The 26038-nt window shown below is 72.2% G+C and carries 26 protein-coding genes; 11 read left to right on the top strand and 15 right to left on the bottom strand.

All coding sequences use genetic code 11. The features are described from left to right. The first annotated feature begins 13 nt into the window (after positions 1–13). Positions 14–223, top strand: coding sequence for a hypothetical protein (locus tag ACFT5B_RS12570; RefSeq protein WP_386798697.1), 210 nt, complete (start codon positions 14–16; stop codon positions 221–223). 53 nt (positions 224–276) lie between these two features. Here ACFT5B_RS12570 and ACFT5B_RS12565 read toward each other — a convergent pair whose 3' ends face one another. The 3 genes from ACFT5B_RS12565 to nadA all read right to left on the bottom strand — a co-directional run bounded on the left by ACFT5B_RS12565 (position 277) and on the right by nadA (position 2767). Next, positions 277–867: a DUF3043 domain-containing protein gene (locus tag ACFT5B_RS12565; protein WP_386798695.1), complete on the bottom strand. Its 591-nt coding sequence runs from the start codon at positions 865–867 to the stop codon at positions 277–279. A gap of 62 nt (positions 868–929) precedes the next feature. Continuing rightward, the gene (locus tag ACFT5B_RS12560; protein WP_386798693.1) at positions 930–1466 is read right to left on the bottom strand and encodes an acyl-CoA thioesterase; all 537 of its coding nucleotides are present in this window, start codon (positions 1464–1466) and stop codon (positions 930–932) included. A gap of 68 nt (positions 1467–1534) precedes the next feature. Then, a complete protein-coding gene (gene nadA, locus ACFT5B_RS12555; protein ID WP_386798691.1) occupies positions 1535–2767 on the bottom strand; it encodes a quinolinate synthase NadA in 1233 nt (410 codons plus the stop codon). A gap of 286 nt (positions 2768–3053) precedes the next feature. On the opposite strand from nadA, the gene erpA reads away from it, so the two are divergent. After that, on the top strand, positions 3054–3404 hold the full coding sequence (erpA, locus tag ACFT5B_RS12550; protein ID WP_386798690.1) for an iron-sulfur cluster insertion protein ErpA: 351 nt from the start codon (positions 3054–3056) through the stop codon (positions 3402–3404). 31 nt (positions 3405–3435) lie between these two features. On the opposite strand, the gene ACFT5B_RS12545 is transcribed toward erpA, so the two are convergent. Together ACFT5B_RS12545 and ACFT5B_RS12540 are read right to left on the bottom strand one after the other, a co-directional pair. Beyond that, the gene (locus ACFT5B_RS12545) at positions 3436–3690 is read right to left on the bottom strand and encodes a sulfurtransferase TusA family protein (RefSeq protein WP_386798688.1); all 255 of its coding nucleotides are present in this window, start codon (positions 3688–3690) and stop codon (positions 3436–3438) included. Then, entirely contained in the window at positions 3687–4877 is a 1191-nt protein-coding gene (locus ACFT5B_RS12540; protein ID WP_386798686.1) for a cysteine desulfurase family protein, read from the bottom strand. The genes ACFT5B_RS12545 and ACFT5B_RS12540 overlap by 4 nt, the downstream gene beginning before the upstream one ends. A 241-nt stretch (positions 4878–5118) precedes the next feature. On the opposite strand from ACFT5B_RS12540, the gene coxB reads away from it, so the two are divergent. The 3 genes from coxB to ACFT5B_RS12525 are packed head-to-tail and all read left to right on the top strand — an operon-like array spanning position 5119 to position 8221. Continuing rightward, positions 5119–6045, top strand: coding sequence for a cytochrome c oxidase subunit II (coxB, locus tag ACFT5B_RS12535; protein ID WP_386798684.1), 927 nt, complete (start codon positions 5119–5121; stop codon positions 6043–6045). Next, positions 6045–7826, top strand: a complete 1782-nt coding sequence (ctaD, locus tag ACFT5B_RS12530; RefSeq protein WP_386798682.1) for a cytochrome c oxidase subunit I — start codon at positions 6045–6047, stop codon at positions 7824–7826. The genes coxB and ctaD overlap by 1 nt, the downstream gene beginning before the upstream one ends. Further along, a complete protein-coding gene (locus tag ACFT5B_RS12525; protein ID WP_386798680.1) occupies positions 7823–8221 on the top strand; it encodes a cytochrome c oxidase subunit 4 in 399 nt (132 codons plus the stop codon). Before ctaD ends, ACFT5B_RS12525 begins: the two co-directional genes overlap by 4 nt. Before the next feature lie 84 nt (positions 8222–8305). Here the strand turns inward: ACFT5B_RS12525 and ACFT5B_RS12520 are convergent, their stop codons facing one another. Next, positions 8306–9013, bottom strand: coding sequence for an NUDIX domain-containing protein (locus tag ACFT5B_RS12520; protein WP_386798678.1), 708 nt, complete (start codon positions 9011–9013; stop codon positions 8306–8308). Positions 9014–9097: 84 nt separating this feature from the next. Between ACFT5B_RS12520 and ACFT5B_RS12515 the strand changes: the two genes are divergently transcribed. Then, on the top strand, positions 9098–9865 hold the full coding sequence (locus ACFT5B_RS12515) for a DeoR/GlpR family DNA-binding transcription regulator (protein WP_386798676.1): 768 nt from the start codon (positions 9098–9100) through the stop codon (positions 9863–9865). 156 nt (positions 9866–10021) lie between these two features. On the opposite strand, the gene ACFT5B_RS12510 is transcribed toward ACFT5B_RS12515, so the two are convergent. The 5 genes from ACFT5B_RS12510 to ACFT5B_RS12490 all read right to left on the bottom strand — a co-directional run bounded on the left by ACFT5B_RS12510 (position 10022) and on the right by ACFT5B_RS12490 (position 14949). Further along, on the bottom strand, positions 10022–10648 hold the full coding sequence (locus tag ACFT5B_RS12510; RefSeq protein ID WP_386798674.1) for a superoxide dismutase: 627 nt from the start codon (positions 10646–10648) through the stop codon (positions 10022–10024). Between the two features lie 101 nt (positions 10649–10749). Continuing rightward, a complete protein-coding gene (locus tag ACFT5B_RS12505) occupies positions 10750–12459 on the bottom strand; it encodes a cytochrome bc complex cytochrome b subunit (RefSeq protein ID WP_386798671.1) in 1710 nt (569 codons plus the stop codon). Beyond that, complete coding sequence (locus ACFT5B_RS12500; protein WP_386798669.1) at positions 12456–13487, bottom strand: Rieske 2Fe-2S domain-containing protein; 1032 nt, start codon at positions 13485–13487, stop codon at positions 12456–12458. Before ACFT5B_RS12500 ends, ACFT5B_RS12505 begins: the two co-directional genes overlap by 4 nt. Continuing rightward, positions 13484–14263, bottom strand: a complete 780-nt coding sequence (locus tag ACFT5B_RS12495; RefSeq protein WP_386798667.1) for a c-type cytochrome — start codon at positions 14261–14263, stop codon at positions 13484–13486. Before ACFT5B_RS12495 ends, ACFT5B_RS12500 begins: the two co-directional genes overlap by 4 nt. A 50-nt stretch (positions 14264–14313) precedes the next feature. Beyond that, positions 14314–14949, bottom strand: a complete 636-nt coding sequence (locus ACFT5B_RS12490) for a heme-copper oxidase subunit III (protein WP_386798665.1) — start codon at positions 14947–14949, stop codon at positions 14314–14316. Positions 14950–15208: 259 nt separating this feature from the next. Here ACFT5B_RS12490 and trpD point away from each other — a divergent pair, with 259 nt between their 5' ends. After that, entirely contained in the window at positions 15209–16285 is a 1077-nt protein-coding gene (gene trpD, locus ACFT5B_RS12485) for an anthranilate phosphoribosyltransferase (protein ID WP_386798663.1), read from the top strand. A gap of 39 nt (positions 16286–16324) precedes the next feature. Here the strand turns inward: trpD and ACFT5B_RS12480 are convergent, their stop codons facing one another. Genes ACFT5B_RS12480 through ACFT5B_RS12470 form a run of 3 tightly spaced genes read right to left on the bottom strand, consistent with a single transcriptional unit; the run spans position 16325 to position 20315 of the window. After that, positions 16325–16606 carry an Lrp/AsnC family transcriptional regulator gene (locus ACFT5B_RS12480; RefSeq protein WP_386798661.1) on the bottom strand — a complete coding sequence of 94 codons (282 nt, stop codon included), beginning with the start codon at positions 16604–16606 and terminating at the stop codon, positions 16325–16327. A gap of 17 nt (positions 16607–16623) precedes the next feature. Then, the gene (locus ACFT5B_RS12475; protein WP_386798659.1) at positions 16624–18468 is read right to left on the bottom strand and encodes a DEDD exonuclease domain-containing protein; all 1845 of its coding nucleotides are present in this window, start codon (positions 18466–18468) and stop codon (positions 16624–16626) included. 35 nt (positions 18469–18503) lie between these two features. Then, on the bottom strand, positions 18504–20315 hold the full coding sequence (locus ACFT5B_RS12470) for an AMP-dependent synthetase/ligase (protein WP_386798657.1): 1812 nt from the start codon (positions 20313–20315) through the stop codon (positions 18504–18506). Between the two features lie 281 nt (positions 20316–20596). Between ACFT5B_RS12470 and ACFT5B_RS12465 the strand changes: the two genes are divergently transcribed. Further along, positions 20597–21544 carry an ROK family glucokinase gene (locus tag ACFT5B_RS12465; protein WP_386798654.1) on the top strand — a complete coding sequence of 316 codons (948 nt, stop codon included), beginning with the start codon at positions 20597–20599 and terminating at the stop codon, positions 21542–21544. Between the two features lie 38 nt (positions 21545–21582). Here ACFT5B_RS12465 and ACFT5B_RS12460 read toward each other — a convergent pair whose 3' ends face one another. Continuing rightward, positions 21583–22191, bottom strand: a complete 609-nt coding sequence (locus ACFT5B_RS12460) for a hypothetical protein (protein WP_386798652.1) — start codon at positions 22189–22191, stop codon at positions 21583–21585. A gap of 65 nt (positions 22192–22256) precedes the next feature. Here ACFT5B_RS12460 and ACFT5B_RS12455 point away from each other — a divergent pair, with 65 nt between their 5' ends. The 3 genes from ACFT5B_RS12455 to ACFT5B_RS12445 all read left to right on the top strand — a co-directional run bounded on the left by ACFT5B_RS12455 (position 22257) and on the right by ACFT5B_RS12445 (position 25873). Further along, a complete protein-coding gene (locus ACFT5B_RS12455; RefSeq protein ID WP_386798650.1) occupies positions 22257–23123 on the top strand; it encodes a lysophospholipid acyltransferase family protein in 867 nt (288 codons plus the stop codon). Positions 23124–23306: 183 nt separating this feature from the next. Then, positions 23307–24524, top strand: coding sequence for a pyrophosphate--fructose-6-phosphate 1-phosphotransferase (locus ACFT5B_RS12450; RefSeq protein ID WP_386798648.1), 1218 nt, complete (start codon positions 23307–23309; stop codon positions 24522–24524). Then, positions 24521–25873, top strand: coding sequence for a class II 3-deoxy-7-phosphoheptulonate synthase (locus tag ACFT5B_RS12445; protein ID WP_386798646.1), 1353 nt, complete (start codon positions 24521–24523; stop codon positions 25871–25873). The genes ACFT5B_RS12450 and ACFT5B_RS12445 overlap by 4 nt, the downstream gene beginning before the upstream one ends. The last annotated feature ends 165 nt before the right edge of the window (positions 25874–26038 follow it).

Below are 26038 nucleotides of genomic sequence, written 5' to 3'. Positions count from 1 at the left end.
GGGGAGGACGTAGATGATCAGGCCGCAGTGGACCTGGCGGTTCGTCGACGGCGACGGGCGCGAGCTCGCCGACCCGGTGAGCCCGCTGTTCACCAACCAGTACGACGCAGAGCAGTGGCTCGGGGAGACGTGGCGCACGCTCGCCGAGCAGGGTGTCGCGTCGGCGACCGTGCTGCACGAGGGTGAAGCGGCGGCGCCGGTCGTCCCGCTGCGCGTGGGCTGACCGGCTCGACCGGACTGGACCGCCGCGCTCCGGGCGGGCGCGGCGGACGGACGTCACTCCGGGTAGACGCCGTGCTTGGCGTGCACCGGCTTCGGCATCCGCGACCGGCGGAGCTGGAACGCGCGCATGACCGAGTAGAACGCGGTGCCCTTGGGGACCTCGCCGAACTTGGTGCGGATGCGCTTCTTGAGCCCGAACCACATGATCACGGCGTCGACGACGGCGACCAGCACGAGCGCGTAGAGCGCGACGAGGATGACGAACGAGGTCGCGGTGTTGCGGCCGGTCGTGACGATCATCACGACGAAGAACACGAGCGCGACCGGCAGGAAGTACTCGGCGATGTTCCAGCGCGCGTCCACGTAGTCGCGCGCGTAGCGGCGGACGGGGCCCTTGTCCTTGGCGGGCAGGTAGCGCTCGTCGCCCGCCTTCATGGCCTGGTACTGGCGGGCGCGCGCCTCGCGCTGCGCCGTCTTCGCGTCGCGACCGGCGGCACGGCGGTCGGTCGGGACGAGCGGGCGCTTGTTCGCGGCCTCGGAGTCCTTGCGCTTGGGCGTCGCGCGACCCTTGCCGTCGACGGGCAGCGGCTCGGGCGCCGGGGTCGGCTCGGGGGTCTCGGACTGCTTGTTGCGAAGGAGGGCCACGGGTCGAGGATAGTCGAGGCTCCTGGGCGTTCCCTGCGCGCCCGCCATGTCGCGTGCCGACGTCAGCGGGGGGCGACGTCCACGGCGCGCGCCCAGGCGGCGACGTCGTCGGGCAGCTCGGGCTCCTCGACCGCGCGGCCGTGCAGGGACGCGAGGAAGGCGATCACGTCGGGCGCGGGGACGCGGGTGCCGTCGCGGTGCAGGAACCGCCCGGCGACGAGACCGCGAGCACTCAGGTCGTCGCCCCGCCAGAACGACTGCTCCATGTAGACGACGCGGTCGTCCCAGCCGAGCACACGGGTGCGGATCTCGAACCGCTCTCCGAGCTTGAGCGAGCGCCGGTACTTCATTGTCGACGCGGCGACGACGGCGTACCAGCCGCGCTCCTTGAGCGCGCCGAGGGCGTCGATGTCCGCCATGTAGTTCGTACGCGCGACGTCCATCATCTGGAGGTACGTGCCGTTGTTGACGTGCCAGTAGTAGTCGAGGTCGCCCGGGTGGACGCGCATCCGGGTGATCGACGGGCCGAGGACGGGGACGGACGGGTCGGCCTGGCGCGGGCGCACGGCGGCGAGCGCGAGCTGGATCTGGCGGGTCACCCGGCCAGGCTACTACCCGAGACTCGAGGTCTCGGGTAGTTCTCGGCCTCGTCGATCTCGGCGCCCGGTCAGATGCCGGGGAGCGCGAGCATCTGGTCGAGCGCCACGCGCGCCCAGTGGGCGTCGTCGGCGTCCACCACGATCCGGTTCACGACACGGCCCTCGACGAGCTGCTCCATCGCCCACACGAGGTGCGGCAGGTCGATCCGGTTCATGGTCGAGCAGAAGCACACCGTGGAGTCGAGGTAGTGGACCTGGAGCTCCGGGTGCTGGGCCGCGAGGCGGCGCACCAGGTTGAGCTCCGTGCCGATCGCCCACGACGACCCGGGCTCCGCGGCGTCGAGCGCCTTGATGATGAACTCGGTCGAGCCCACCTCGTCCGCTGCCGTGACGACCTCGTGCTTGCACTCGGGGTGGACCATGACGGTCACGTCCGGCACGGCCGCGCGGATCGCCTCGACGTTGCCGGCCGAGAAGCGGCCGTGCACGGAGCAGTGCCCGCGCCACAGGATCACGCGGGCCGCCGCGAGCTCGGCCTCGGTCAGGCCGCCGTCGGGCTTGCGCGGGTCGTAGACGACGCACGCCTCGAGCGGGATGCCCAGCCGCAGCACGGCGGTGTTGCGGCCCAGGTGCTGGTCGGGGAGGAAGAGGATCTTGCCCGAGCCGTCGCCCGCGCCCTGTGCGGCGCCCGCGGCGTCGGCCTGCTCGAACGCCCAGCGCAGCGCGACCTCGGCGTTCGACGACGTGCAGACCGTGCCGCCGTGTCGCCCCGTGAACGCCTTGATCGCGGCCGACGAGTTCATGTAGGTCACCGGGACCGTACGGCCCGCGAGCCCGAGGTCCTCGAGGACGTCCCACGCCTCGTCGACCTGGTCGATCGCGGCCATGTCCGCCATCGAGCAGCCCGCCGCGAGGTCCGGCAGGACGACCTGCTGGGCGTCCGAGGTCAGGATGTCGGCGGACTCCGCCATGAAGTGGACGCCGCAGAAGAGCACGAACTCCGCGTCCGGACGAGCAGCGGCCTCGCGCGCGAGCTTGAAGGAGTCGCCCGTGACGTCCGCGAAGCGGATCACCTCGTCGCGCTGGTAGTGGTGCCCGAGCACGAACGCCCGGTCCCCGAGCGCGGCGCGCGCGGCGACGGCCCGCTCGACGAGGTCGGGGTCGGAGGCGGCCGGGAGCGCCCCGGCACACTCGACGCCCCGCTCGGAGGCGAGGTCGCGACCCTGGCCCAGGAGGAGCAGGGGAGAGGGGGCGGGCTCCTGGAAGCCGGCTCCGCCGAACGTCTCGAGCAGCGTGGTCACGGGTCGATCATCGCACGGTGCCGGAGGCCGCTCGCGGGCCCGTCCGTCGGTCGGCCCGCACGCCGCGCGGGCCGTCGCCGGGGCGTACGCTGATTGGGACGGCGCCCCCGCGGCGTCGTCGGACCTGGGCCGGGACGACCGGCTCGGGCGTCCGTCGGAGGTGCCCGGCTCGGCCGGGAACAGGATCGCGCCACGCGCGGTTGACGCTGGCGGAGGCGCCTGAGCACGCGACCGAGTCGGCGCCAAGACCCGGGGCCCTGCCCCTCGCGACCAGCGGAGAACCAACATGAGCGAGACGACCGAGACCGCCACCCACGGCGTGGCCCTGACCGACGTCGCCGCGGACAAGGTCCGCAGCCTCCTCGAGCAGGAGGGCCGTGACGACCTGCGCCTGCGCGTCGCCGTCCAGCCCGGCGGCTGCTCCGGCCTCATCTACCAGCTCTACTTCGACGAGCGCGTGCTCGACGGCGACGCGCTGCGCGACTACGACGGCGTCGAGGTCGTCGTGGACCGCATGAGCGTCCCCTACCTCGAGGGCGCGACGATCGACTTCGCGGACACGATCGAGAAGCAGGGCTTCACGATCGACAACCCGAACGCCGGCAGCTCCTGCGCGTGCGGCGGCTCGTTCAGCTGACCCACGCCGCCCGGCGCGCCGGGCATACGGCTCAGGCCGCCGGCACCTGGCCTCTCACCTCGACAGTGAGGGACCAGGTGCCGGCGGCCTCGTCGTATCCGGACCCGACGAAGGCGTGACCGCGCATCCGCGCCCACGCCGGCACGTCGTGCTCGGCCGCGGGGTCGGTGGCCAGGACCGTCAGGCGGGAGCCGGGCGGGACGTCGCGGGCCGCGGCGGCGAGCCGGATCACCGGGAGGGGGCAGCGCAGCCCGCGCGCGTCCACGACGGTCGCGTCGTCGGTCACAGCGCCTGCGCCCCGAGCATCGCCCGCACCCGCGCGACGGCGCCGGGCAGCACGTCGAGGAACCGGTCGACGTCGTCTGTCGTGACCTCGCGATCGAGGCCGAGCCGCACGTTCCCGTGCGTCAGGACCCCCATGGCCGCGAGCACGTGGGACGGCTCGAGCGAGCTCGAGGTGCACGCCGAGCCCGACCCGACCGCGAACCCCGCGCGGTCGAGCTCGGTGACGAGCGCCTCGCCGTCCACGTAGAGGCACGAGAACGTCACGACGTGGGGGAGACGGAGGTCCGGGTCGCCGACGACCTCGACGTCGGGCACCTCCGCCGCGACCCGCGCGCGCACCCGGTCGACGAGCGCGCGACGCCGGCGGTCCGCCTCGGCGCGGTCCGCCAGCACCGCCTCGAGGGACGCCGCGGCCGCGAACGCCGCCGGCACGGACGGGCCGCCGGGAAAGTACCGGTCCTCGTCCTCGGGCGCGACCGGGCGCCAGCGCACGCCACGTCGCACGACGAGCACGCCCGCGCCGGGGACGGAGCCCCAGTCGCGCGGGTCGAGCGCGAGCAGGTCCCACGCAGGGCCGACGTCCACGTGCCCGACGCTCGCGCCGCCGTCGACGAGGAGCGGCACGCCCCGCGCGGTCGTGGCGGCGTGCGCCGCCTCCGCGGGTTGGAGCGTGCCGACCTCGCCGTTCGCGTGCTGCAGCGCGGCGAGCGCCGTGGGGTCCTCGTCGAGCGCCGCCGTGAACGCGTCGGGGTCCACCGCGCCCGTGCGCGCCACGGGCACGCGCACGACGTCGAGCCCGGCGTGCTCGCCCGCGTGCAGCACCGCAGCCCGCTCGACGGCGCTCGCGACGGCGCGGGTTCCGGCACGGCGCCGTCCGGCCGCGGTTCCCAGCACCGCCGCGTGGAGCGCTGCCGTGTGCGACGGCGCCACGTGGACCTCCTCGGTGCGCGCGCCGACGGCCGCCGCGAGGGCCTCGCGGGTCCCGTCGAGGAGCGCGCGAGCCCGCCGGCCCTCGGTGCTCAGGCGCCGCGGGTCGGCCCAGCCGTCGTCGAGCGCCTGCTCGAACGCGCGTCGCGCGACCGGGTGGACCCGGGCCGCGCCGGAGGCGTCGAGCCACGCGCGCGCGGGGGCCGCCGCGGGCGCGTCCGTCGTCGTCAGGGGTGCGGGGGACGGGGTGGGATCGGTCACAACGACCACCCTAGACGCGCCGATCGATCTGACAGATCGGAGGGGTTCGCCAGCAAGGAGGGGCTCTTCCGCGGAATCAGGCGGGCCGGGCACGGAGCCGCCCGATCTGCGCTGATCGTCCGGGGCGGCGCGGGCGCGGACCCGGGGGAACGCGCGCTAGGCTTCGTGTGTCGAGAACGAAGGTCTTGCGGAGGACTCGTGGAGCCACGGGTCAGCCCTGACGTGACGTGAAAGGCCCCCCTTGCACCCGCACACCCCCCGCCGCCGCCGGCGGCAGCTCGTCGTCGGAGCGGCCGTCGCCGTCTCGGTCGCGCTGCTCGCGTCCGGCTGCTCGAGCGACAAAGTGAAGCGCGGCTTCCTGCCCGGCTACGAGGACGGACAGGTCACCGACCAGACCGCCCGGATCACCCACCTCTGGAACGGTTCCTGGATCGCGGCGCTCGTCGTCGGCCTGATCACATGGGGCCTGATGATCTGGTGCATCGCCGCGTACCGGAAGCGCAAGGGCGACGAGGCCCTGCCGATCCAGACCCGCTACCACATGCCCCTCGAGATCATGTACACGGTCGTGCCGATCGTCATGGTCCTCGTGCTGTTCTTTTACACGAACCGCGACGTCACCGAGATCAAGAAGGTCAGCGGCAACCCCGACGTCACCATCGGCGTCGTCGGCAAGCAGTGGAGCTGGGACTTCAACTACGTGAACGAGGACGTCCACGAGGTGGGCGTCATGGCGCAGGACGTCGGCTCGCTCACCAAGGACGACCTCGTCGACGGCGCCAAGGGCACGGACAAGGCCATGCCGACCCTGTACCTGCCGGTCGGCAAGACGATCAAGTTCGACCTGACGACGCGCGACGTCGCCCACTCGTTCTGGGTGCCCGCCTTCCTCTACAAGGAGGACGTGATCCCGGGTCACCCCAACGCGTTCGAGCTCAAGCCGCTCCGCGAGGGGACGTACGCCGGCAAGTGCGCCGAGCTCTGCGGCGAGTGGCACTCGAGCATGCTCTTCAACGTCAAGGTCGTCTCCGAGCAGGAGTACCAGCAGCACATCGAGGACCTGCGCGCCAAGGGCCAGACGGGTCTGCTGTCGGACGCCTACGACCGCTCGCAGAACGACGGCGAGACGGCGGGCAACATGCCGGCCACGGAAGGTGAGGGTCAGTGATGGTGGCGCAAGCCGAGACGATCCCGGGTCTGCGGACCGGACGTCAGACGCTCGGGCGGACCGTGGTCAAGTGGGTGACCTCGACCGACCACAAGACGATCGGGTACCTGTACCTCATCAGCTCGTTCGTGTTCTTCCTCGTCGGCGGCGTCATGGCGCTGCTGATCCGCGCGGAGCTCTTCGAGCCCGGGCTGCAGGTCGTGCAGAGCCGCGAGCAGTACAACCAGCTCTTCACGATGCACGGCACGATCATGCTGCTGATGTTCGCGACGCCGCTGTTCGCGGGCTTCACGAACGTCATCATGCCGCTGCAGATCGGCGCCCCCGACGTCGCGTTCCCGCGCCTCAACATGGTCGCGTACTGGTTCTACCTGTTCGGCTCGCTCATCGCGGTCGGTGGCTTCCTCACCCCGCAGGGTGCCGCGTCGTTCGGCTGGACGGCCTACGCGCCGCTGTCGGACACGACGTTCTCACCAGGCGTCGGCGGCGACATGTGGGTGTTCGGGCTGGCACTCAGCGGTTTCGGCACGATCCTCGGTGCGGTCAACTTCATCACCACGATCATGACCATGCGCGCTCCTGGCATGACCATGTTCCGCATGCCGATCTTCACGTGGAACGCGCTCATCACGAGCATCCTCGTGCTCATGGCGTTCCCGCCCCTGGCGGCGGCGCTCCTCGGCCTCGGCGCGGACCGTCGGCTCGGCGCACAGATCTTCAACCCGGACAACGGGGGAGCGGTGCTCTGGCAGCACCTGTTCTGGTTCTTCGGGCACCCCGAGGTGTACATCATCGCGCTGCCGTTCTTCGGCATCATCTCGGAGATCCTGCCGGTCTTCAGCCGCAAGCCGATCTTCGGCTACAAGGGCCTCGTGTACGCGACGATCTCGATCGCGGCGCTCTCGGTGACGGTGTGGGCGCACCACATGTACGTCACGGGCGCGGTCCTGCTGCCCTTCTTCTCGATCATGACGATGTTCATCGCGGTCCCGACCGGCGTGAAGTTCTTCAACTGGATCGGCACGATGTGGCGCGGCAAGCTCACGTTCGACACACCGATGCTGTGGTCGATCGGGTTCCTCGTCACGTTCCTCTTCGGTGGCCTGACCGGTGTCATCCTCGCGAGCCCGGCCCTGGACTTCCAGCTCTCCGACTCGTACTTCGTCGTGGCGCACTTCCACTACGTGGTCTTCGGCACCGTCGTGTTCGCGATGTTCGCGGGCTTCTACTTCTGGTGGCCCAAGATGACGGGCCGGATGCTCGACGAGCGCCTCGGCAAGGTCCACTTCTGGCTCCTCTTCGTCGGCTTCCACACGACGTTCCTCGTGCAGCACTGGCTGGGCGTCGACGGGATGCCCCGCCGCTACGCGGACTACTCGCCGGAGGACGGCTTCACCTGGATGAACCAGGTATCCACCATCGGCTCCTTCATCCTCGCGGCGTCGATGATCCCGTTCGTGTGGAACGTCTACACCACCTGGCGCAACGCGCCGAAGGTGACCGTCGACGACCCCTGGGGCTACGGCATGTCGCTCGAGTGGGCGACGTCGTGCCCGCCGCCGCGGCACAACTTCACGTCGCTCCCGCGCATCCGCTCGGAGCGCCCGGCATTCGACCTGCACCACCCCGAGGTCGCTGCGATGGACCACCCGGACGTGCACCCGTCCCCGCTCGCCCACGTGATGGGCGAGGCGGACCGGCGCGGGCACACCGAGGCGGTCGTCGAGCGCCTCGAGGGACGACCTGAGCACGGGACCGGCCGGACGGAGGACACCAAGTGAAGCTCGAGTCCAGGATCTTCGGGCTCCTGGCCCCCTTCTTCGCCGCCGTCGGCGTCCTCTACGGGCTCTGGAGCCACTGGGAGCCCGTCGGCTCGGTCGGCCTCTTCCTGGTCGCCGCCCTGGCAGGCATGATCGCGGCCTTCCTCGCGCTCACGGCCCGCCGCATCGACCCGCGGCCCGAGGACAACCCGTACGGCGAGATCGACGAGGGTGCCGGCGACCAGGGTGTGTACGCGCCGTGGAGCTGGTGGCCGCTCGCGATCGCCTTCCCGGCTGCGCTGACCTTCCTCGGTCTGGCCGTCGGCTGGTGGCTCGTCGGGATCGGCATCGCGCTCGGCGTGGTCGGTCTGATCGGCTGGGTCTTCGAGTACTCCCGCGGGCAGCACGCGCACTGACGCGGCGTCCTAGACAGCACGGCCGGGCCCGTCTCCTCCCGGGGAGACGGGCCCGGCCCGTGCTGTCTCTGTCGTCGGGCGTGGTCAGGACCGGACCGCGAACGGCCCGTCGAGGGCTGCCCACTGCAGCAGCATGATCGTCTTGCCGTCGGCGATGCGGCCGTCGCGGGTCATCGCGAGCGCGTCCTCGAACGCGAGCTCGAGCACCTCGATGTCCTCGCCCTCGTCCTCGACGCCGCCGCCCGCGGTGGTCCGGTCGGCGGGCGCGTACGGCGCCGCGTAGAAGTGCACGCGCTCGGTCACCGAGCCCGGGCTCATGTAGACGTCGAACACGTGCGTGAGCGCTCCGACCGTGACGCCCAGCTCTTCGCCGGCCTCACGACGGATGGCCGTCTCGGGGTCGTCGTCGTCGAGGAGGCCGGCTGCCGCCTCGATCAGCATCCCGTCGGGGTGGTCGTTGACGTACACGGGGTAGCGGAACTGCCGCGTGAGGAGCACCGTCCCGCGCTCGGCGTCGTACAGGAGGATCGTGGCGCCGTTGCCGCGGTCGTAGGTCTCGCGCTGCTGGGTGGTCCAGCGTCCGTCCCGGCGTCGGTAGTCGAAGGTCGTGCGCCGCAGGACGTGCCAGCCGTCCGACGTGACCTCGACGTCGCGCACGACGACGTCGGGGTTTCGGTCGAGCTCGCGGCCCTCGGCGTCCAGGCCGGTGCGGCCGCGGGAGTCGGGGACGGCCGTGCCAGGGCGCGGCGCGGCGGGAAGCGGGTGAGGGGCAGCGGGTGCGGGGCGTGTCATGCCCCTAGACTATCGGTAAGAACGTGCATGACTACGGAGAAACGTGAAAGCCGCCTCGGGCGGCAGACCCGACGGAGGCACACCGTGCTCGCAGCCGAACGACGCGACCTGCTCGTCGCCCGACTCCGCCGCGACGGAAAGCTCGTCGCCAAGGAGCTCGCGGCGGAGCTGGGGCTCTCGGAGGACAGCATCCGGCGCGACCTGCGAGAGCTCGCCGCTCTCGGGCTGTGCCAGCGGGTGTACGGGGGAGCGGTGCCCGCCTCGCCGGCGTTGGGCGACTACGCAGCGCGTGCGCAGGTCGAGCCCGGCAGCAAGCGGGCGGTCGCGGCCCGCGCCGTGGACCTCGTCCGCCCCGGTGGTGTCGTCATCCTGGACGGCGGCACCACGACGCTCGCAGTGGCGCGAGCGCTCCCGCAGACGCTCGAGTGCACGGTGGTCACGCACAGCCCGACCGTCGCCGTCGAGCTCCTCACTCATCCCGGGGTCGAGGTGCTGCTGATCGGCGGGCGGCTGTTCAAGCACTCCGCGGTGACGTGCGGCGCGGCGGCTGCGGAGGCAGCGGCGGCGGTGTCCGCGGACGTGTTCCTCCTCGGGGTGACCGGTGTGCACCCGGACGCCGGGCTGACGACCGGCGACGCTGACGAGGCGGCGATGAAGCGAGCCCTGGCGGCCCGCGCCGCTGAGACGTACGTGCTGGCGAGCGCCGAGAAGCTCGGCGCGGCCTCCCCGTACGCGGTGCTGCCGCTCGAGGACGTGGCCGGCGTCGTCACGGACGGGCGTGAGCACGCCGTGGCCACCGAGCTGGCTGCTCGCGGCGTGCCCGTCCTCGCCGGTGGCGGTAGCCGGGTGTGAGGTCCTGACACGGCGCACTGGCGCCCAGCCCGTCAGAAGCTCACGGCGCAGACCGCCCTGCGGTTCTGACAGGTGCGCGAGTCCTGAGGGACGGCACGGCGAAGGGCCGTACCCGTCGAACGGGTACGGCCCTTCGGAGCGCGTCGACGGTGGACGTCAGGCGGGGACGATGAGTCCCGCGGTCTGCGTCCGCGCGCGCTGGAGGCGAGCGTCGGCGTCGGCCCAGTTCACGATGTTCCACCAGGCCGTGACGTAGTCGGCGCGCACGTTCTGGTAGTCCAGGTAGTACGCGTGCTCCCAGACGTCCAGGAGGACGAGCGGGACCAGGCCCAGCGCGATGTTGCCCTGCTGGTCGTACAGCTGGACGATGATCAGCTTCTGGCCGATCGAGTCCCAGGCCAGGATCGCCCAGCCGGAGCCCTGCACGCCGGCCGCGGTCGCGGCGAAGTGCTTCTTGAACGCCTCGAACGAGCCGAAGTCCTGGTCGATCGCCGCGGCGAGCTCGCCGGTCGGCTCGCCGCCGCCCTCGGGGGAGAGGTTCTGCCAGAAGGCGGAGTGGTTGACGTGGCCGCCGAGGTTGAACGCGAGGTTCTTCTCGTGCAGGTTCACGGCGGCGAGGTCGCCCGACTCACGGGCTTCGGCGAGCTTGTCGAGGGCCGTGTTGGCGCCCGTCACGTACGCGGCGTGGTGCTTGTCGTGGTGGAGCTCCATGATGCGCCCGGAGATGTGCGGTTCGAGCGCTGCGTAGTCGTAGGGGAGCTCGGGGAGCGTGTAGACAGCCATGCGTAACTACCTCCTGGATGTGGTGAGGCCCGCCCGCACGGTTCCCCGGCGTGATGCCGGGGACGCGTGCGAACGGGCCATGTACCTACCTTGCGACGAACTCAGTGGGACTGCTCGGTGGCGTCCACGGAGTGGTCCGGTGCAACGAGGGCGTGGTCCTCGCCTCCCGGCAGGGCGTCGTGCTCGCCGTGCGAGTGCGACGCCGCGAGCTCCGCGGGGGTCACCGGCTCGATGCGGTCCTCGTAGAAGAACCGGGAGAGCTTGGCCCAGCGCTTCGCCTTCTTGTAGGACTTGTCCTTCGTGCCCTTCGGGCCCGTGGGGGCGGGCAGCTCGAGGGGCCGGTGGGCGGTGTAGCTGACCCGCACCCAGCGCTCCTGCTCGTCGAGCGGGCGGTGCACCTCGATGTACTCGCCGGACGCGAAGCGCACGATCCGGCCGGTCTCGTGCCCGTGGAGGACGAGCTCGCGGTCCTTGCGCTGCAGGCCCAGGCAGATGCGCTTCGTGATCCAGAAGGCGAACCACGGCCCGACGAAGATGAACACCCGGAAGAACCAGGTGATCGCGTTGATCGACAGGTGGAAGTGCGTCGCGATGAGGTCGTTCGACCCGGCGAAGGCGAGGATGACGAAGAACGCCAGGAACGCCATGCCGATGCCGGTACGGGTCGGACGGTTGCGCGGCCGGTCGAGCACGTGGTGCTCGCGGTTGTCGCCCGTGACCTTGGCCTCGAGGAACGGGTACGCCGCGAAGCCCATGAGGAGCAGCACGGGGAGCACCGCGGGCACGAGGACGTTGAACGACCACGTGAAGTCGCCCCACGAGACGAACTCCGCCTGCCCCGGCATGAGTCGGAGCGACCCTTCCAGGAACAGCATGTACCAGTCGGGCTGGGCTCCCGCGGACACCGGTGACGGGTCGAAGGGGCCGTAGTTCCAGACCGTGTTGATCGCCATCGTCGCGCCCATGAGCGACAGCACCGCGAACACCACGAAGAAGAAGCCGCCGGCCTTCGCCGTGTACACGGGGAAGAGCGGGAAGCCCACGACGTTGCCGTCCTTGCGGCCGCCACCCGGGTACTGGGTGTGCTTGTGCACGACGACGAACATCAGGTGCAGCGCGACGAGCGCGAGGATGATCGCTGGGATCAGCAGGATGTGGAGCGTGAAGAGTCTCGGGATGATCTGCTCGCCCGGGAAGTCGCCTCCGAAGATGAAGTACGACATGTACGAGCCGATCACCGGGATCGACTTGACGACGCCGTTGGCGATCGCGAGGCCGTTGCCCGACAGGACGTCGTCGGGGAGCGAGTAGCCGGTGAAGCCGGCGAGCAGGCCCGTGAGCAGCAGCGTGAAGCCGATGAGCCAGTTGAACTCGCGCGGGCGGCGGAACGCACCCGTGAAGAACACACGCATCATGTGCGTCACGATCGACGCCATGAAGACCAGCGCGGCCCAGTGGTGGATCTGGCGCATCAGCAGGCCGCCGCGCACCTCGAACGACAGGCGCAGCGTCGACGCGAACGCGTCGGACATGAGGAGCCCGTGCATCGTCGCGGGCTCGCCCTCGTACGTGCTGAGCGTCATGCTCGGCACGAAGAACATCGTGAGGAACGTGCCCGTGATGAGCAGGACGATGAACGAGTAGAGCGCGATCTCACCGAGGAGGAAGGACCAGTGGTCCGGGAAGATCTTCCGCGCGAACTCCTTGACCGCGTGGCCGATGCCGGTGCGGTTGTCCAGGTAGTCCGACGTGCGCCCGATCGGAGTCGTCGGCTCCGTCGCGGACGGGCGGGTAGGGGTAGAGGTCGTCACCGCAGTCGCTCCCAGAAGCTCGGGCCGATGGGCTCGTCGAAGCCGTCCTGCGCCACGAGGTAGCCCTCGGAGTCGACGGTGATCGGCAGCTGCGGCAGGGGCCGCTTGGCGGGGCCGAACACGACCTTCGCGCCGTCGGCGACGTCGAACGTCGACTGGTGGCACGGGCACAGGAGGTGGTGGGTCTGCTGCTCGTAGAGAGCGACGGGGCAGCCCACGTGGGTGCAGATCTTGGAGAACGCGATGATGCCGTCGTAGGTCCAGTTCTCACGGCCCTTGGCGAACGGCTTGAAGTCGCGCGGGTCGAGCCGGACCATCAGCACGAGCGCCTTGGCCTTCTCGGTGATCCACTCGCCGGTCTGGCGGAACTCCTCGCTGACCTCCGGGATGACGTGGACGGCCGAGCCGATGGTCACGTCGGACGCCTTGATCGGGCGGCCCGTGGGGTCGTAGGTGAGGCGGGTGCCCTTCTTCCAGAGCGTGGTGCGGAAGGTGCCGACGTTCCAGTCGCCACCGACCGAGCTGATCAGCGGGACGGCGATCGTCAGCGGGAAGAGCGCGAGCGCCGAGATCACGACGCCCTTGAGGACGCCGCGGCGCCCGATGCCCGAGTCCTTGATGCCCTCGGCGAGCTTCTGGACGGCGACCTCGCGGACGTCGTCAGGGCTGCGCGTGGCGTGACGGTCCTCGGCGACCTCGTGGTCCGACATGAGCGTCTTGGCCCAGTGGATCGCGCCGACGCCGATGCCGGCGAGCGCGAAGAAGATCGCGAGGCCCAGGACCATCGTCGAGGTCCGGACGCCACCGACGGTGCCGTCGGGGCGGACCGCGAAGTAGGCCCACAGGGCGACGATGGTACCGATGACGGAGATCGTGAAGAGGACCACGACCTGGCGCTCGGCGCGCTTGTCGGCCTTCGGGTCGATGTCCGCCTGGCGGTGCTGGTGCTCGGGGATCCCGGGGTCCGGGAAGCGCTCGAGGTCGCCGTCCTGGTGCGGGACGGTCACGTCGGTCGTCTTGCTGCTCACGAGGACTTCGCTCCGATCCACACGGCGGCGCCGATCAGGAGACCGAGGCCGACGACCCACGCCCAGATGCCCTCGGAGACCGGGCCGAGCGAGCCGAGGCTCGCGCCGCCCGCGCTGCCGTGGCGCTGGGCCTCGAGGAACGCGATGACGTCGCGCTTCTCGTCCGGGGTGATGTTGGCGTCGTTGAACACCGGCATCGACTGCGGGCCGGTGAGCATCGCCTGGTAGATGTTGCGCGGCGACGTGCGCTCGAGCGAGGGCGCGAACTTGCCCTGGGAGAGCGCGCCGCCCTGGCCGACGGCGTTGTGGCACATCGCGCAGTTGGTGCGGAAGATCTGGGCGCCGTTGGCGGGGTTGCCCTTGGCGCCGTCGACCTGCTCGTCCGTCGGGATCGCCGGGCCGGCGCCGAGCGACGCGACGTACGCGGCGAGCTGGGACGTCTGCTCTTCGGTCATCTGACGCGGCTTGGCCTGGGCCTGCGGGCCGTCCATGGCCATCGGCATGCGGCCGGTCGAGACCTGGAAGTCGACCGCGGCCGCGCCGACGCCGATGAGCGACGGGGCGTTGTCGGTGCCCTGGGCGTCGAGCCCGTGGCACGTGGCGCAGTTGGCCTGGAACAGCTTCTTACCGGTCTCGATGTCCTGCGTGCTGGCGGAGTCCGCCCGCGCCTGGCTCGGCGCGAGGACGGCGTAGACGCCGCCAGTGACCAGCAGCGCCAGCAGCAGCAGCACGACCGGCGCGAACCGGTGGTGCCTGCGGGCGGCGAGTGCCTTCACGGGTGATCCTCGTCTCGCGGTGGGGGGATGTGGTTCGGGTGTGTGGTGCGTCAGCGCAGGAGGTAGATGACGCTGAAGAGCGCCACCCACACCACGTCGACGAAGTGCCAGTAGTACGACGTGACGATCGCGGAGGTCGCTTCGTGGTGTCCGAACCGCTTGGCGGAGAATGTCCGGCCGAGCAGGAACAGGAACGCGAGGAGACCACCGAGCACGTGGAGGCCGTGGAAGCCGGTCGCCAGGTAGAACACCGAGCCGTACGCGTTCGAGTGGATCGACAGACCCTGCTCGACGAGCTCCGAGTACTCGGTGACCTGGCCGGCGATGAAGATCGCGCCCATCACGTAGGTGACGGCGATCCACTCGACCATGCCCCACTGGCCGACCTGCCACAGCTTGCCGGTGCGCCGCGGGCGGAACCGCTCGGCGGCGTACGTGCCGAGCTGGCAGGTGAACGACGAGAGCACGAGGATCGTCGTGTTGCCGGCGGAGAACCAGACGTTGAGCTTGTCGGCCTGCGCCGACCACTCGCTGGCCGGCATGACCGAGCGAGCGGTGAAGTACATCGCGAAGAGACCCGCGAAGAACATCAGCTCGCTGGAGAGCCAGACGATGGTCCCGACCTGAACCGGGTTGGGCCGGTTGACGGTCACGTGGGTGTGGGGGGTAGCCGTTGCGGTCGACACGGCTTCATTATGGCCGACGGGGGCGTGGTTTGGTTCACGAAGCGGCCGCACGGGCGCGGTCGAATCTCACACTTCCTTGACATTCTGCGCTTCACCTTCCCACCTCATGACGGAAGTCGCGAAGGTGTCACCAAACGGGTGGCGCCCGACGCCGACCGGATGCCGGGACGCGAGGACCCGCGGACGCTCGCGCTGGCATCATGAGGGGCGCGGCCCCCGGGCCGTCCCAGTCCTGCGACCAGCTGTGCGAGGAGACGTTGTGACGACCCGACCCACGGTGCCCGCGACCGCGGGCGCGCCGACCTGGCCCGCCCTGCTCCAGGCGCTCGTCGACCACCGCGACCTCGGGGCGCACGAGACGGCCTGGGTCATGGACCAGGTGATGTCGGGCGAGGTCTCCGCGGCGCGCCTCGCGAGCTTCCTCGTGGCGCTGCGGGTCAAGGGTGAGACGGTCGACGAGCTCGCCGGCCTCGCCGACGCGATGCTCGCGCACGCGCGCCGCTTCGAGGCGCCCGCGCCGTCGGTCGACATCGTCGGGACGGGCGGCGACCGCGCGCACACGGTGAACGTGTCCACGATGGCGGCGATCGTCGTGGCGGGGGCGGGCGTGCGCGTCGTCAAGCACGGCAACCGGGCCGCGACGTCGTCGTCGGGCTCGGCGGACGTCCTGGAGGCCCTGGGCGTGCGGCTCGACCTCGACGTGCCGCGCGTGGCCGAGCTCGCGACCGAGGTCGGGATCACGTTCTGCTTCGCGCAGGCGTTCCACCCGTCGTTCCGGCACGCGGCCGCGGCGCGCGGCGAGCTGCCGATCCCGACGGCGTTCAACTTCCTCGGCCCGCTGACCAACCCGGCGCAGCCGCGCGCCACCGCGATCGGCGTCGCCGACGAGCGGATGGCACCCCTCGTGGCGGGGGTCCTCGCCTCGCGGGGAACGTCGGCGCTCGTGTTCCGCGGCGAGGACGGGCTCGACGAGCTCGCGGCGACCGCGCCGTCGCGCGTCTGGCTGGTCGACGGCGGCGAGGTGCGCGAGCACGTGCTCGACGCCGCGACGGACCTCGGTCTGACGGCCATCACGGTCGCGGACCTGCGCGGTGCGAGCGCCGAGCACAACGCGGGCGTGGCACGGCGCGTGCTCGGCGGCGAGCAGGGCCCGGTCCGCGAGACCGTCCTGCTCAACGCCGCCGCGGCGCTCGTGGCGGACGGGTCGCTGCCCGGGACGGCGGAGGGCAGCCTCGTCGACCGGCTGCGCGCCGGTATGGACGCCGCGGCCACGAGCGTCGACTCGGGCGCGGCGGCGCAGCTCCTCGAGCGCTGGGTCGCCGCCTCGCGGCGCTAGCGGCCGCCTCGCGGCGCTAGCGGCCGCCGCGCCCGACGGTCAGTCCTCGAGCCCGATCTCGAACGCCTGCTCGAGGTCGACCTGCGAGTACGCGCGGAACGCGAGCAGCGTCTCGGTCCGCACGACGCCCGACACCTTGCTGATGCCGTCCGCGATCACGTCGGCGAGCTTGTCGTGGTCGCGCACGCGGACGATCGCGACGAGGTCCGCGCGCCCGGTCACCGAGTAGACCTCGCTGACCCCGGCGAGCCCGGCGACCGATTCGGCGACCTCGGGAATGACGTCCGGGGCGGTGTCGATGAGGACGATCGCGGTCAGCATGGGGCGGGGCTCCTCGGCTAGGGGCGGGACGTCGACACGGACGCCTGCAGGTCGGACGGCTGGTTGCCGTCGCCCAGATCGTAGGCCGACACGACGTGCGACGCCCGAGCGAGGTGCTGCGCGCGGCCGCCCAGGTGGACGGGCAGCGCGAGAGGGTCGGTGACCTCGACGATCCGGACGTCCGGCGCGTCGAGCCACCCCAGCACCAGCTCGGCCTCGTGCGGGTGCGCCGCCGGGGCCGGTGGGACGGGTGGCTCGACGTGCTCCGCGGTCGCCACGAGCGCGCGCACGGCGGCCACGGCGTCCTCGTCGGGCGCGGTGCGCGTCGTGGCGGCCAGGCGTGCGTGCCGGACGACGGCGAGCTCCCAGCCACCGCCCGCGGGCCGGGCGGCGACGAGCTGGCGGCAGGCCGCGAGCGCGCGCAGCCGGGCGCCCCGCTCGACTCCCGTGCAGAACGCCTCGAGCCGCTCGGCGACGTGCTGCGCCTGCTCGTAGCGCTCCTGCGCGGCCAGCGACGCCATGCGCCGCGCGAGCGCCTCGACGACGGGCGACGGGTCCTCGAGCAGGGCGCGGCGCACGTCGTCGACCGTGCGGGCGTAGGGCGCGGCGGCGTCCGGGTCGACGCAGGGCGCGGCACACCGGCCGAGGTCCGCGAGCACGCACGACGACGCCCCGGCGGCGGGGACGAGCGGCAGGCGGCGGGTGCAGGTGCGCAGCGCGAAGGTGTCGGTGACCGCCTCGGCGGCGGCCTGCGCCTGCGTCTGCGACGCGAACGGCCCGACGTGCGCGGCGACCGTCCCGTCGGGCTCGGCGCGCACGTCGCGCACGACCGACAGGCGTGGGTGGGGCTCCGCGGTCAGCCGCAGCCACGGCATCCGCTCGGGGTGCTTGGACCGGCGGTTGTACCGGGGCTCGTGCTCGGCGATGAGGCGCAGCTCGCGGACGGACGCCTCGAACGCCGTCCCGCAGACCACGACCGACACGCTCGCCGCGAGGCGGACCATCTCGGCCATGCGGCGCCGCTTCTCGCCCGCCGTGAAGTACTGGCGCACGCGCGAGCGCAGGTTGCTCGACGTGCCCACGTACAGGACCTCGCCGTCCGGCGCGTGGAAGAGGTAGACGCCGGGCGCCTGGGGGAGGCCGTCGGCGAGGTGGCGCTTGCGCCGGACCTCGGGCGGCACGGGGTCGGTCGCGTTCGCGAGGTCCTCGAGGTGCGTCACCCCGAACGCGGCGTGGCGCTCGAGCAGCGCGTGGAGCACGTCGACCGTCGCGCGGGCGTCGGCCAGCGCCCGGTGCTCGGGCGTGACCCGGGCGTGGAAGAGCTGCGCCAGCGTCGACAGCTTGTGGTTGGGGGCCTCGTCGCGGGTCACCACTCGGCGGGCGAGCGCGACCGTGTCGACCACGGGGTAGCCGGGCCACTCGTACGCGCACGTCCGGGCGGCGGCGCGCAGGAACCCGACGTCGAACGGGGCGTTGTGCGCGACGAGCACCGACCCGTGCGCGAACTCGAGGAAGCTCGGGAGGACGAGGTCGATGGTCGGGGCGGTGGCGACCATCGCGCTCGTGATGCCGGTGAGGCGGGCGATGAACGCGGGGATCGGCCGGCCCGGGTCGACGAGCGACTGGAACTCGCCGAGCACTTCGCCGCCGCGGACCTTGACCGCCCCGATCTCGGTGATGCCGCCCTCGCGGGCCGACGCCCCGGTGGTCTCGAGGTCCACGACGACGAACGTCACCTCGTGCAGCGGGGTGCCCAGCTCGTCCAGCGTGGGCTGGTAGGCGACGGACGGCTGCGGAGCCTGGCCGGACGCGGCGGGGGAGCGGGTGGTGCGTGCGGTGCCTGCCGTGCCGGTCGTGCTCATGGCCGCGACGCTAGGTCCGGCCACCGACACGCTCCTCAGAAGCCGTGCTTGCCCGCGTCCGCGTAGAGCGCGTCGACCTCGCCCGCGAAGTCGTCGAGCACGAGGAACCGCTTGACCCCGAGCTTGTTGGACAGGTACCCGTTCTCGACGGTGAAGTCGGTCGTCAGCACGCGGAACTTCCGGATCGACTCGGCGCGCGAGACGGCCTGGTTCGCCCGGTCGACGGCCTGCTGGAGCGCCGCGAGGACGTCGGGGTCCGTCGCCGCCTGCTCCACGGTCAGCTCGGGCTTGCCGTGCACGGCGAGCCAGCCGGGCAGGGCCTCGGCGTCGAGCGTGATCAGGGCACCGATGAACGGGCGCGCGTCCCCGACGACGACGCACTGCGAGACGAGTGCGTGCGCGCGCACCCGGTCCTCCAGCACGGCGGGGGCGACGTTCTTGCCGCCGGCGGTGACGATGATCTCCTTCTTGCGGCCCGTGATCGTCAGCATCCCGTCGGCGTCGAGCGCGCCGAGGTCGCCGGTGCGGAACCAGCCGTCGTCGAAGGCCTCGCGGGTCGCGTCGGGGTTGTCGTGGTACCCCCGGAAGACGCCCGGACCGCGCACGAGGACCTCGCCGTCGTCGGCGATGCGCACGGCCGAGCCGGGCAGCGGTGGCCCGACGGTCCCGATCACGACGTGGCCCGGCACGTTGACCGTCACGGGCGCCGTCGTCTCGGTGAGCCCGTAGCCCTCGAGGACCGTGACCCCGACCGAGCGGAAGAAGTGGCCGAGCCGCTCCCCGAGCGGCGCGCCGCCCGAGATCGCCCACTGGGTGTTGCCGCCGAGCGCGTCGCGCAGCCGGCGCAGGACGAGCGCGTCCGCGATCCGGTGCCGTGCGCGCAGGACCGGGCCGGGACCGCGGCGCGAGTCGAGCGCCCGCGACCACCGGATCCCCGACGCGACCGCCCAGTGGAAGAACTTCACGCGGCCCTGCTCGGCGGCGCGCTGCTCGCTCGAGTTGTAGACCTTCTCGAACACGCGCGGCACGGCGAGCAGGAACGTCGGGCGGAACGAGGCCAGGTCGTCGAGGAGCGTCGCGGTGCTCGACGCGTGCGCCAGCACCGAGCCCGCGGGCACCACCACGACCGAGATGAAGCGCGCGAACACGTGGGCCATCGGCATGAACAGCAGGGTCCGTGAGCTCCCCGCCAGCACCTCGTGCATCTTCGCGATCGCGTTCGCGCACAGGTCGACGAAGTTCCCGTGGGTGAGCTCGACCCCCTTCGGGTTCCCCGTGGTGCCCGAGGTGTAGATGACCGTCGCCACGTCGGCGAGCGTCGCGAGCGACCGGCGGCGCGCGATCTCCGCGTCGTCCACCCGCGCCCCGGCCGCCTCGAGCGTGCCGAGCGCGTCCTGCGACAGCGCCAGGACGTCGTCGAGCGTGGGCACCTCGGAGCGGAACGCCGCGACCGCGGCCGCCATCGCGTCGTCCTCGACCACGAGCAGGCGGACGTGCGCGTCCTCGCACGACCACCGCACCTGCTCGGCGCTCGACGTCTCGTACAGCGGCACCGGCACCAGGGCGGCGGCCCAGCACGCCCAGTCCAGGACCGACCACTCGAGGCTCGTGTGCGCCATGATCCCGACGTGGTCGCCCGGCTGCAGCCCCCGCGCCACCAGCCCCTTCGCGACCCGCACGACCCGCGCGTCGAAGTCGCGAGCCGTCACCGGGCGCCAGCCGCCCTCGCCGTCGCGCTCCTCGAACAGCGCGCCGTCAGGCCGCTGCGCCACGCGCTGGGCCAAGAACGCGTTGAGGTTGGACCCCGGGTCGACGTCGACCATGCGGGGCGTGCTGGACTCGGGCATGCGGCTCCCATCGCTGGACGCCCGGGCCGGTCGGCGGGCGTGCGCTCGCGGTCACGAGACGTCCGGAAGTCTACTGGCCGGGCGGCCGCGTACCTCGGACCGTGGACCGGCTCGTCGGCGGGGGCCGCCGGGTTATAGCCTGCACGCGGCGTCGCCGCCGCACCCGGCGACCGCGCCGGGCCGGCGACGTGCCGGGGCCCGCCCGGGGACCCCGACGCCACCACCCGTCCAGCACCGGCCGGCCCGACCGGTCGCCACCCCCGAGAACAGCTGAGGACACCATGTACGCAGTCGGCGTCGACATCGGAGGCACCAAGATCGCGGCGGGCGTCGTGGACGAGGACGGCGCGATCGTCGCCAAGACGCGCCGCACCACCTCGCCCGACGACGTCGCGAGCATCGATCGCGCGATCGCGGAGGTGTACGAGGAGTTCCGCGCCGACTACGAGGTCGGCGCCATCGGCGTCGCCGCCGCCGGGTTCGTGAGCAACGACCGCACGTCCGTGCTCTTCGCCCCCAACATCGCCTGGCGCGACTACCCGCTCGGCGAGAACGTCCGCGCGCTCCTCCAGGACGACGTGCGCGTCGTCGTCGAGAACGACGCGAACGCCGCCGGCTGGGGCGAGTTCCGGTTCGGCTCCGCCAAGGACGCCGACGACATGCTCATGCTCACCCTCGGCACCGGGCTCGGCGGCGCGATCGTCGTCGACGGGCGCCTCGTGCGCGGCCGCTGGGGCTTCGCCGCCGAGATCGGCCACATGCGCGTCGTGCCCGGCGGCTACCTGTGCGGCTGCGGGCACCGCGGCTGCTGGGAGCAGTACGCGTGCGGCTCCGCGCTCGTGCGCGACGCGCGCGCCGCGGCCGCCGCCCAGCCCGAGCGGGCCGCGGCCCTGCTGGCGCTCGCGGGCGGGGACGCGGGGGCGATCAGCGGCCCGCACGTGACCGCGGCCGCGCAGGCCGGCGACGCGCTGGCGCGCGAGCTGTTCGCCGAGCTCGGTCGCTGGGTGGGGGAGGGTTCGGCGTCGGTCGCGGCGCTCCTCGACCCCGAGCTCATCGTCCTCGGCGGCGGGGTCGCCGACGCGGGCGACCTGCTGTTCCCGTCGGTGCGGGCCGGCTTCGAGAACGCGCTGTCCGCCCGCGGGCACCGGCCCGAGGCGCGGATCGTCGCGGCAGCCCTGGGCAACGACGCGGGCATGGTGGGCGCCGCGGACCTCGCGCGCGTGGAGTGACCTGGCGCGTGGAATGACCTGCGCCGGCCGGGGTGTCGTCAGACGACGGCGCCCGGGTCGTCGTCGTCCTCGTCGCGGCGGTGCGGCATCCGCCAGATCAGCGTGCCCAGCCCGGCGAGGAACGCAGCCCCGGCGATCTGGCCGACGAGCACCGGGAACGGCCGCACCACGACCAGCAGGACCAGGACGAGGAGCGGCGCGAGCGCGACGAGCGCCCACGCGAGGTTGAGCAGCGGGTCGTGGCTCAGCACGGGCGGCGGGTCGGGCGGCACGAAGTGCGACTCCTGCTCCTCGAGAGCCTCGACCTCCGGGCCGGCGGGCCAGTCGCGCGGGCCCTGCGGGCGGACCCAGGGTGCGACGTCGATCGTGCGGGCCGGCGGGCCTGCGGCGTCGTCGGGGGAGCCGGGTGCGGGAAGGTCGGTCGCGGCCGGGCCCTCCGGCGGGACGGCGCGCGCGGACTCGGTGCCCGACACGGGCGCCTCGAGGTCGGCCACGAGCGACTTCCACTGCTCGTCGGCCCACGCGTCCGTCCACGACGACTCGTCGGGGCGTGACGCGCCTGACCCGGCCCCCGTGCCGGGGTCGCCGGGCGTGCCCGGCTCGCGTGCGCCGTCGTCGGGCACGGGCCCCGCGTTGGGATCGACCATGGAAACCACTCTAGAGTCTTGAGCAAACGCCGGGGGAGGACCGCGGCTCCTGGGGAGGCGAGACGGTGTTCTACTGGCTGATGAAGATGATCGTGGGGCCGGTGCTGCGGCTCGCGTTCAGGCCGTGGTCGCGGGGCGCCGAGCACGTGCCGCACGAGGGCCCCGCCATCCTCGCGAGCAACCACCTGGCCGTCATCGACTCGTTCGTCCTGCCGCTCACCGTGCCCCGCAAGGTCCAGTTCCTCGGCAAGTCCGACTACTTCACCGGGTCCGGGCTCAAGGGCCGGCTCACGGCCGGCTTCATGAAGGGCGTCGGGACGGTCCCCGTGGACCGCAGCGGCGGGCGCGCGTCGGAGGCGGCGCTGCGGACCGGGCTCCGGCTGCTGTCCGAGGACGAGCTCCTCGGCATCTACCCCGAGGGCACCCGCAGCCCCGACGGCCGCCTCTACCGCGGCAAGACCGGCGTCGCGCGCCTCGCGCTCGAGTCCGGGGCACCCGTGATCCCCGTCGCCATGATCGGCTCCGACGTGGCGCAGCCCCTCGGCACGACGATCCCGCGGCCCAAGCGGATCGGCGTCGTCTACGGCGAGCCCCTCGACTTCAGCCGCTACAAGGGCATGGAGGAGGACCGCTTCATCCTGCGGTCCGTGACCGACGAGATCACGTACGCGATCATGTCGCTGTCCGGCCAGGAGTACGTCGACATCTACGCGGCCACGGCGAAGGCGCGCCTCGCCCAGGGCGTGCCCATCGAGGCCGACGGCGCCACCCAGGTGGGCGCTCCCGGCGGCCGTCCCATCCCGGACGTCGTCCTGCCCGCGCCGCCCGCCGACGAGGACGAGGCCGGCGACAAGGACGAGGACGCGGAACCGTCCGAGGGCGACCGTCCCTCGGACGACGGGCCGCAGGCCCCGCGGTCGTCAGTAGACTGACCGCGACCCGGGCCGGCGGCCGTCCCGGACCTGGTCGGCCGCAGGCACGTCGCGGCCGGGAGCGTCCGGCACGTGCGTGCTCCACTCGCAGCATCGCCCGCGCACCTTCGCGCGAGCAGCACCGACCCCAGTACCACCGGTGCGAGGGCGACCACCCTCGCGCCCCAACGAGAGGTTGATCGCATGTCGGTCCGTCGCGTCGCCCTGCTCACCGCGGGGGGCTTCGCCCCGTGCCTGTCCTCGGCCGTCGGTGGCCTCATCGAGCGTTACACCGAGCTCGACCCCGAGATCGAGATCATCGCCTACCAGTACGGCTACCACGGCCTGCTGACCGGCACGAAGGTCGTCGTCGACGCCGAGACCCGCGCCAAGGCCGGGATCCTGCACCGCTTCGGCGGCTCGCCGATCGGCAACTCGCGCGTCAAGCTCACCAACGCCGCCGACTGCGTCAAGCGCGGCCTCGTCCAGGAGGGCCAGGACCCGCTCAAGGTCGCGGCCGAGCAGCTCAAGGCCGACGGCGTCGACGTCCTGCACACCATCGGTGGCGACGACACCAACACGACCGCCGCCGACCTCGCGGCCTACCTCGAGGAGAACGGCTACCACCTCACGGTCGTCGGGCTCCCCAAGACGATCGACAACGACGTCGTGCCGATCAAGCAGTCGCTCGGCGCGTGGACCGCCGCCGAGGAGGCCGCCGGCTTCGCCGCGAACGTCATCGGCGAGCACCGCAGCGGGCCCCGCATGCTCATCGTCCACGAGGTCATGGGCCGCCACTGCGGCTGGCTGACCGCCGCCGCCGCCCAGAAGTACCGCGAGTGGCTCGACCTGCAGGAGTGGGTCCCGTCGATCGGCCTCAGCAAGGAGCGCTGGGACGTGCACGCCGTGTTCCTGCCCGAGCTGGCGCTCGACATCGAGGCCGAGGCCGAGCGACTCAAGGGCATCATGGACGAGCAGGGCAACGTCAACATCTTCCTGTCCGAGGGCGCGGGCATGCACGAGATCGTCGCGCAGCTCGAGGCCGCGGGGGAGACCGTCGAGCGCGACCCGTTCGGGCACGTCAAGCTCGACACCATCAACCCGGGCCAGTGGTTCGCCAAGCAGTTCGCCGAGAAGCTCGGCGCCGAGAAGGTCATGGTCCAGAAGTCCGGCTACTACTCGCGCGCCGCGGCCGCGAACGCCGAGGACCTGCGCCTCATCAAGTCCATGACCGACCTGGCCGTCGAGTGCGCGCTGCGCGGCGACTCGGGCGTCATCGGCCACGACGAGGAGGACGGCGACCGCCTCAAGGCCATCGCGTTCCCGCGGATCGCCGGCGGCAAGCCGTTCGACGTGTCGCAGCAGTGGTTCGGCGAGCTCCTCGCCGGCATCGGCCAGCCCCTGGTCACGGCACAGGCATGAGCGTCGGCGTGCTCCCCGGCGTCGGGCTCGAGTCCCTCGACGCCTACCGCGCCAAGGTCGCGCTCCAGCAGCCGACGTGGCCCGACGCCGGGGCGCTCGCCGCAGCCACCGACGAGCTCGCCGCCGCGGCGCCCCTCGTGGTGCCCGCCGCGGCCGACCGGGCGCGCGAGCGCCTCGCAGCCGCCGCGCGCGGCGAGGCGTTCCTCCTCCAGGGCGGCGACTGCGCCGAGTCGTTCGCCGAGGCGGGCGCCCTGCGCATCCGCAACAAGGTCCGCACGCTCCTCCAGATGGCCGTCGTGCTCCAGTACGGCGCGTCGATGCCCGTCATCAAGATGGGCCGGATGGCGGGCCAGTACGCCAAGCCCCGCAGCTCGGACACCGAGACCCGCGACGGCGTCACCCTGCCCGCGTACCGCGGCGACATGGTCAACGCGTTCGAGTTCACGCCCGACGCGCGCGTGCCCGACCCGGCGCGACTCGTGCAGGCGTACCGGATCTCCGGCGCCACCATCAACGTGGTGCAAGCGCTCGCGGAGGGCGGTTTCGCGGACCTGCGCCGCGTCCACGAGTGGAACCAGGGGTTCATGCGCAACCCCGCCTACGCGCGGTACGAGTCGACCGCCGCCGAGATCGACCGGGCCATCCGGTTCATGGCCGCGTGCGGCGCCGACTTCGAGGCGCTGCGGACGGTCGAGATGTTCGTGGCCCACGAGGCGCTGCTCCTGGACTACGAGCGCGCGCTGTCCCGCGTCGACCCGCGCACCGGCGCCGCCTACGACACGTCCGGGCACTTCCTCTGGATCGGGGAGCGCACCCGCCAGCTCGACGGCGCCCACGTGGACTTCCTGTCCCGCGTCGCCAACCCCGTCGGGGTCAAGCTCGGCCCGACGACGCAGCCCGAGGACGCGATCGCCCTCATCGACAAGCTCAACCCCGACGGCGTCGCCGGCCGCCTGACCTTCGTCGCCCGCATGGGCGCCGGGAAGGTCCGCGAGGCGCTGCCCCCGCTCGTCGACGCCGTCCGCGCCGACGGGCGGCCCGTCGTCTGGGTCACCGACCCCATGCACGGCAACACCATCACCAGCGCGTCCGGGTACAAGACGCGCCGGTTCGCCGACGTCCTCGACGAGGTGTCCGGGTTCTTCGAGGTGCACCGTGCGCTCGGGACCGTCCCCGGCGGGCTCCACGTCGAGCTCACCGGCGACGACGTCACCGAGGTCCTCGGCGGGAGCGAGGAGATCGACGACGCCGGGCTCGCGCGGAGGTACGAGACGCTCGTCGACCCGCGGCTCAACCACCAGCAGTCGCTGGAGCTGGCGTTCCAGGTCGTGGAGATGCTGCGGCGCTGAGCGGGAACGCTCGTCCACCATGGAGCGGATATTACCGCCTTGATGTCGATCACACCCGACGCGCCGAAGCTATTTGTCGGCACCACGAACAGCGATGTCCGCGCGCTATTTGTTGAAGATTTCACTATCGCCGTGGCGGGGATTCCGGCCGCTCGGTTGGTGTGG

It is taken from the genome of Luteimicrobium sp. NPDC057192 (assembly GCF_042670205.1).
In the GTDB taxonomy this organism is placed as follows: Bacteria; Actinomycetota; Actinomycetes; order Actinomycetales; family Cellulomonadaceae; genus Luteimicrobium.
This window is presented reverse-complemented; position numbering and strand designations above follow the sequence as displayed.

What these genes read in the sequence shown, in the direction of transcription:
- ACFT5B_RS12480 (WP_386798661.1), bottom strand. Translation starts at nt 16,606, where the DNA reads ATGCTGACCGCGATCGTCCTCATCGACACCGCCCCGGACGTCATTCCC.
- ctaD (WP_386798682.1), top strand. Translation starts at nt 6,045, where the DNA reads ATGGTGGCGCAAGCCGAGACGATCCCGGGTCTGCGGACCGGACGTCAG.
- ACFT5B_RS12520 (WP_386798678.1), bottom strand. Translation starts at nt 9,013, where the DNA reads ATGACACGCCCCGCACCCGCTGCCCCTCACCCGCTTCCCGCCGCGCCG.
- ACFT5B_RS12450 (WP_386798648.1), top strand. Translation starts at nt 23,307, where the DNA reads ATGTCGGTCCGTCGCGTCGCCCTGCTCACCGCGGGGGGCTTCGCCCCG.
- ACFT5B_RS12470 (WP_386798657.1), bottom strand. Translation starts at nt 20,315, where the DNA reads ATGCCCGAGTCCAGCACGCCCCGCATGGTCGACGTCGACCCGGGGTCC.
- ACFT5B_RS12510 (WP_386798674.1), bottom strand. Translation starts at nt 10,648, where the DNA reads ATGGCTGTCTACACGCTCCCCGAGCTCCCCTACGACTACGCAGCGCTC.
- erpA (WP_386798690.1), top strand. Translation starts at nt 3,054, where the DNA reads ATGAGCGAGACGACCGAGACCGCCACCCACGGCGTGGCCCTGACCGAC.
- ACFT5B_RS12445 (WP_386798646.1), top strand. Translation starts at nt 24,521, where the DNA reads ATGAGCGTCGGCGTGCTCCCCGGCGTCGGGCTCGAGTCCCTCGACGCC.
- ACFT5B_RS12475 (WP_386798659.1), bottom strand. Translation starts at nt 18,468, where the DNA reads ATGAGCACGACCGGCACGGCAGGCACCGCACGCACCACCCGCTCCCCC.
- ACFT5B_RS12570 (WP_386798697.1), top strand. Translation starts at nt 14, where the DNA reads ATGATCAGGCCGCAGTGGACCTGGCGGTTCGTCGACGGCGACGGGCGC.
- ACFT5B_RS12465 (WP_386798654.1), top strand. Translation starts at nt 20,597, where the DNA reads ATGTACGCAGTCGGCGTCGACATCGGAGGCACCAAGATCGCGGCGGGC.
- ACFT5B_RS12460 (WP_386798652.1), bottom strand. Translation starts at nt 22,191, where the DNA reads ATGGTCGATCCCAACGCGGGGCCCGTGCCCGACGACGGCGCACGCGAG.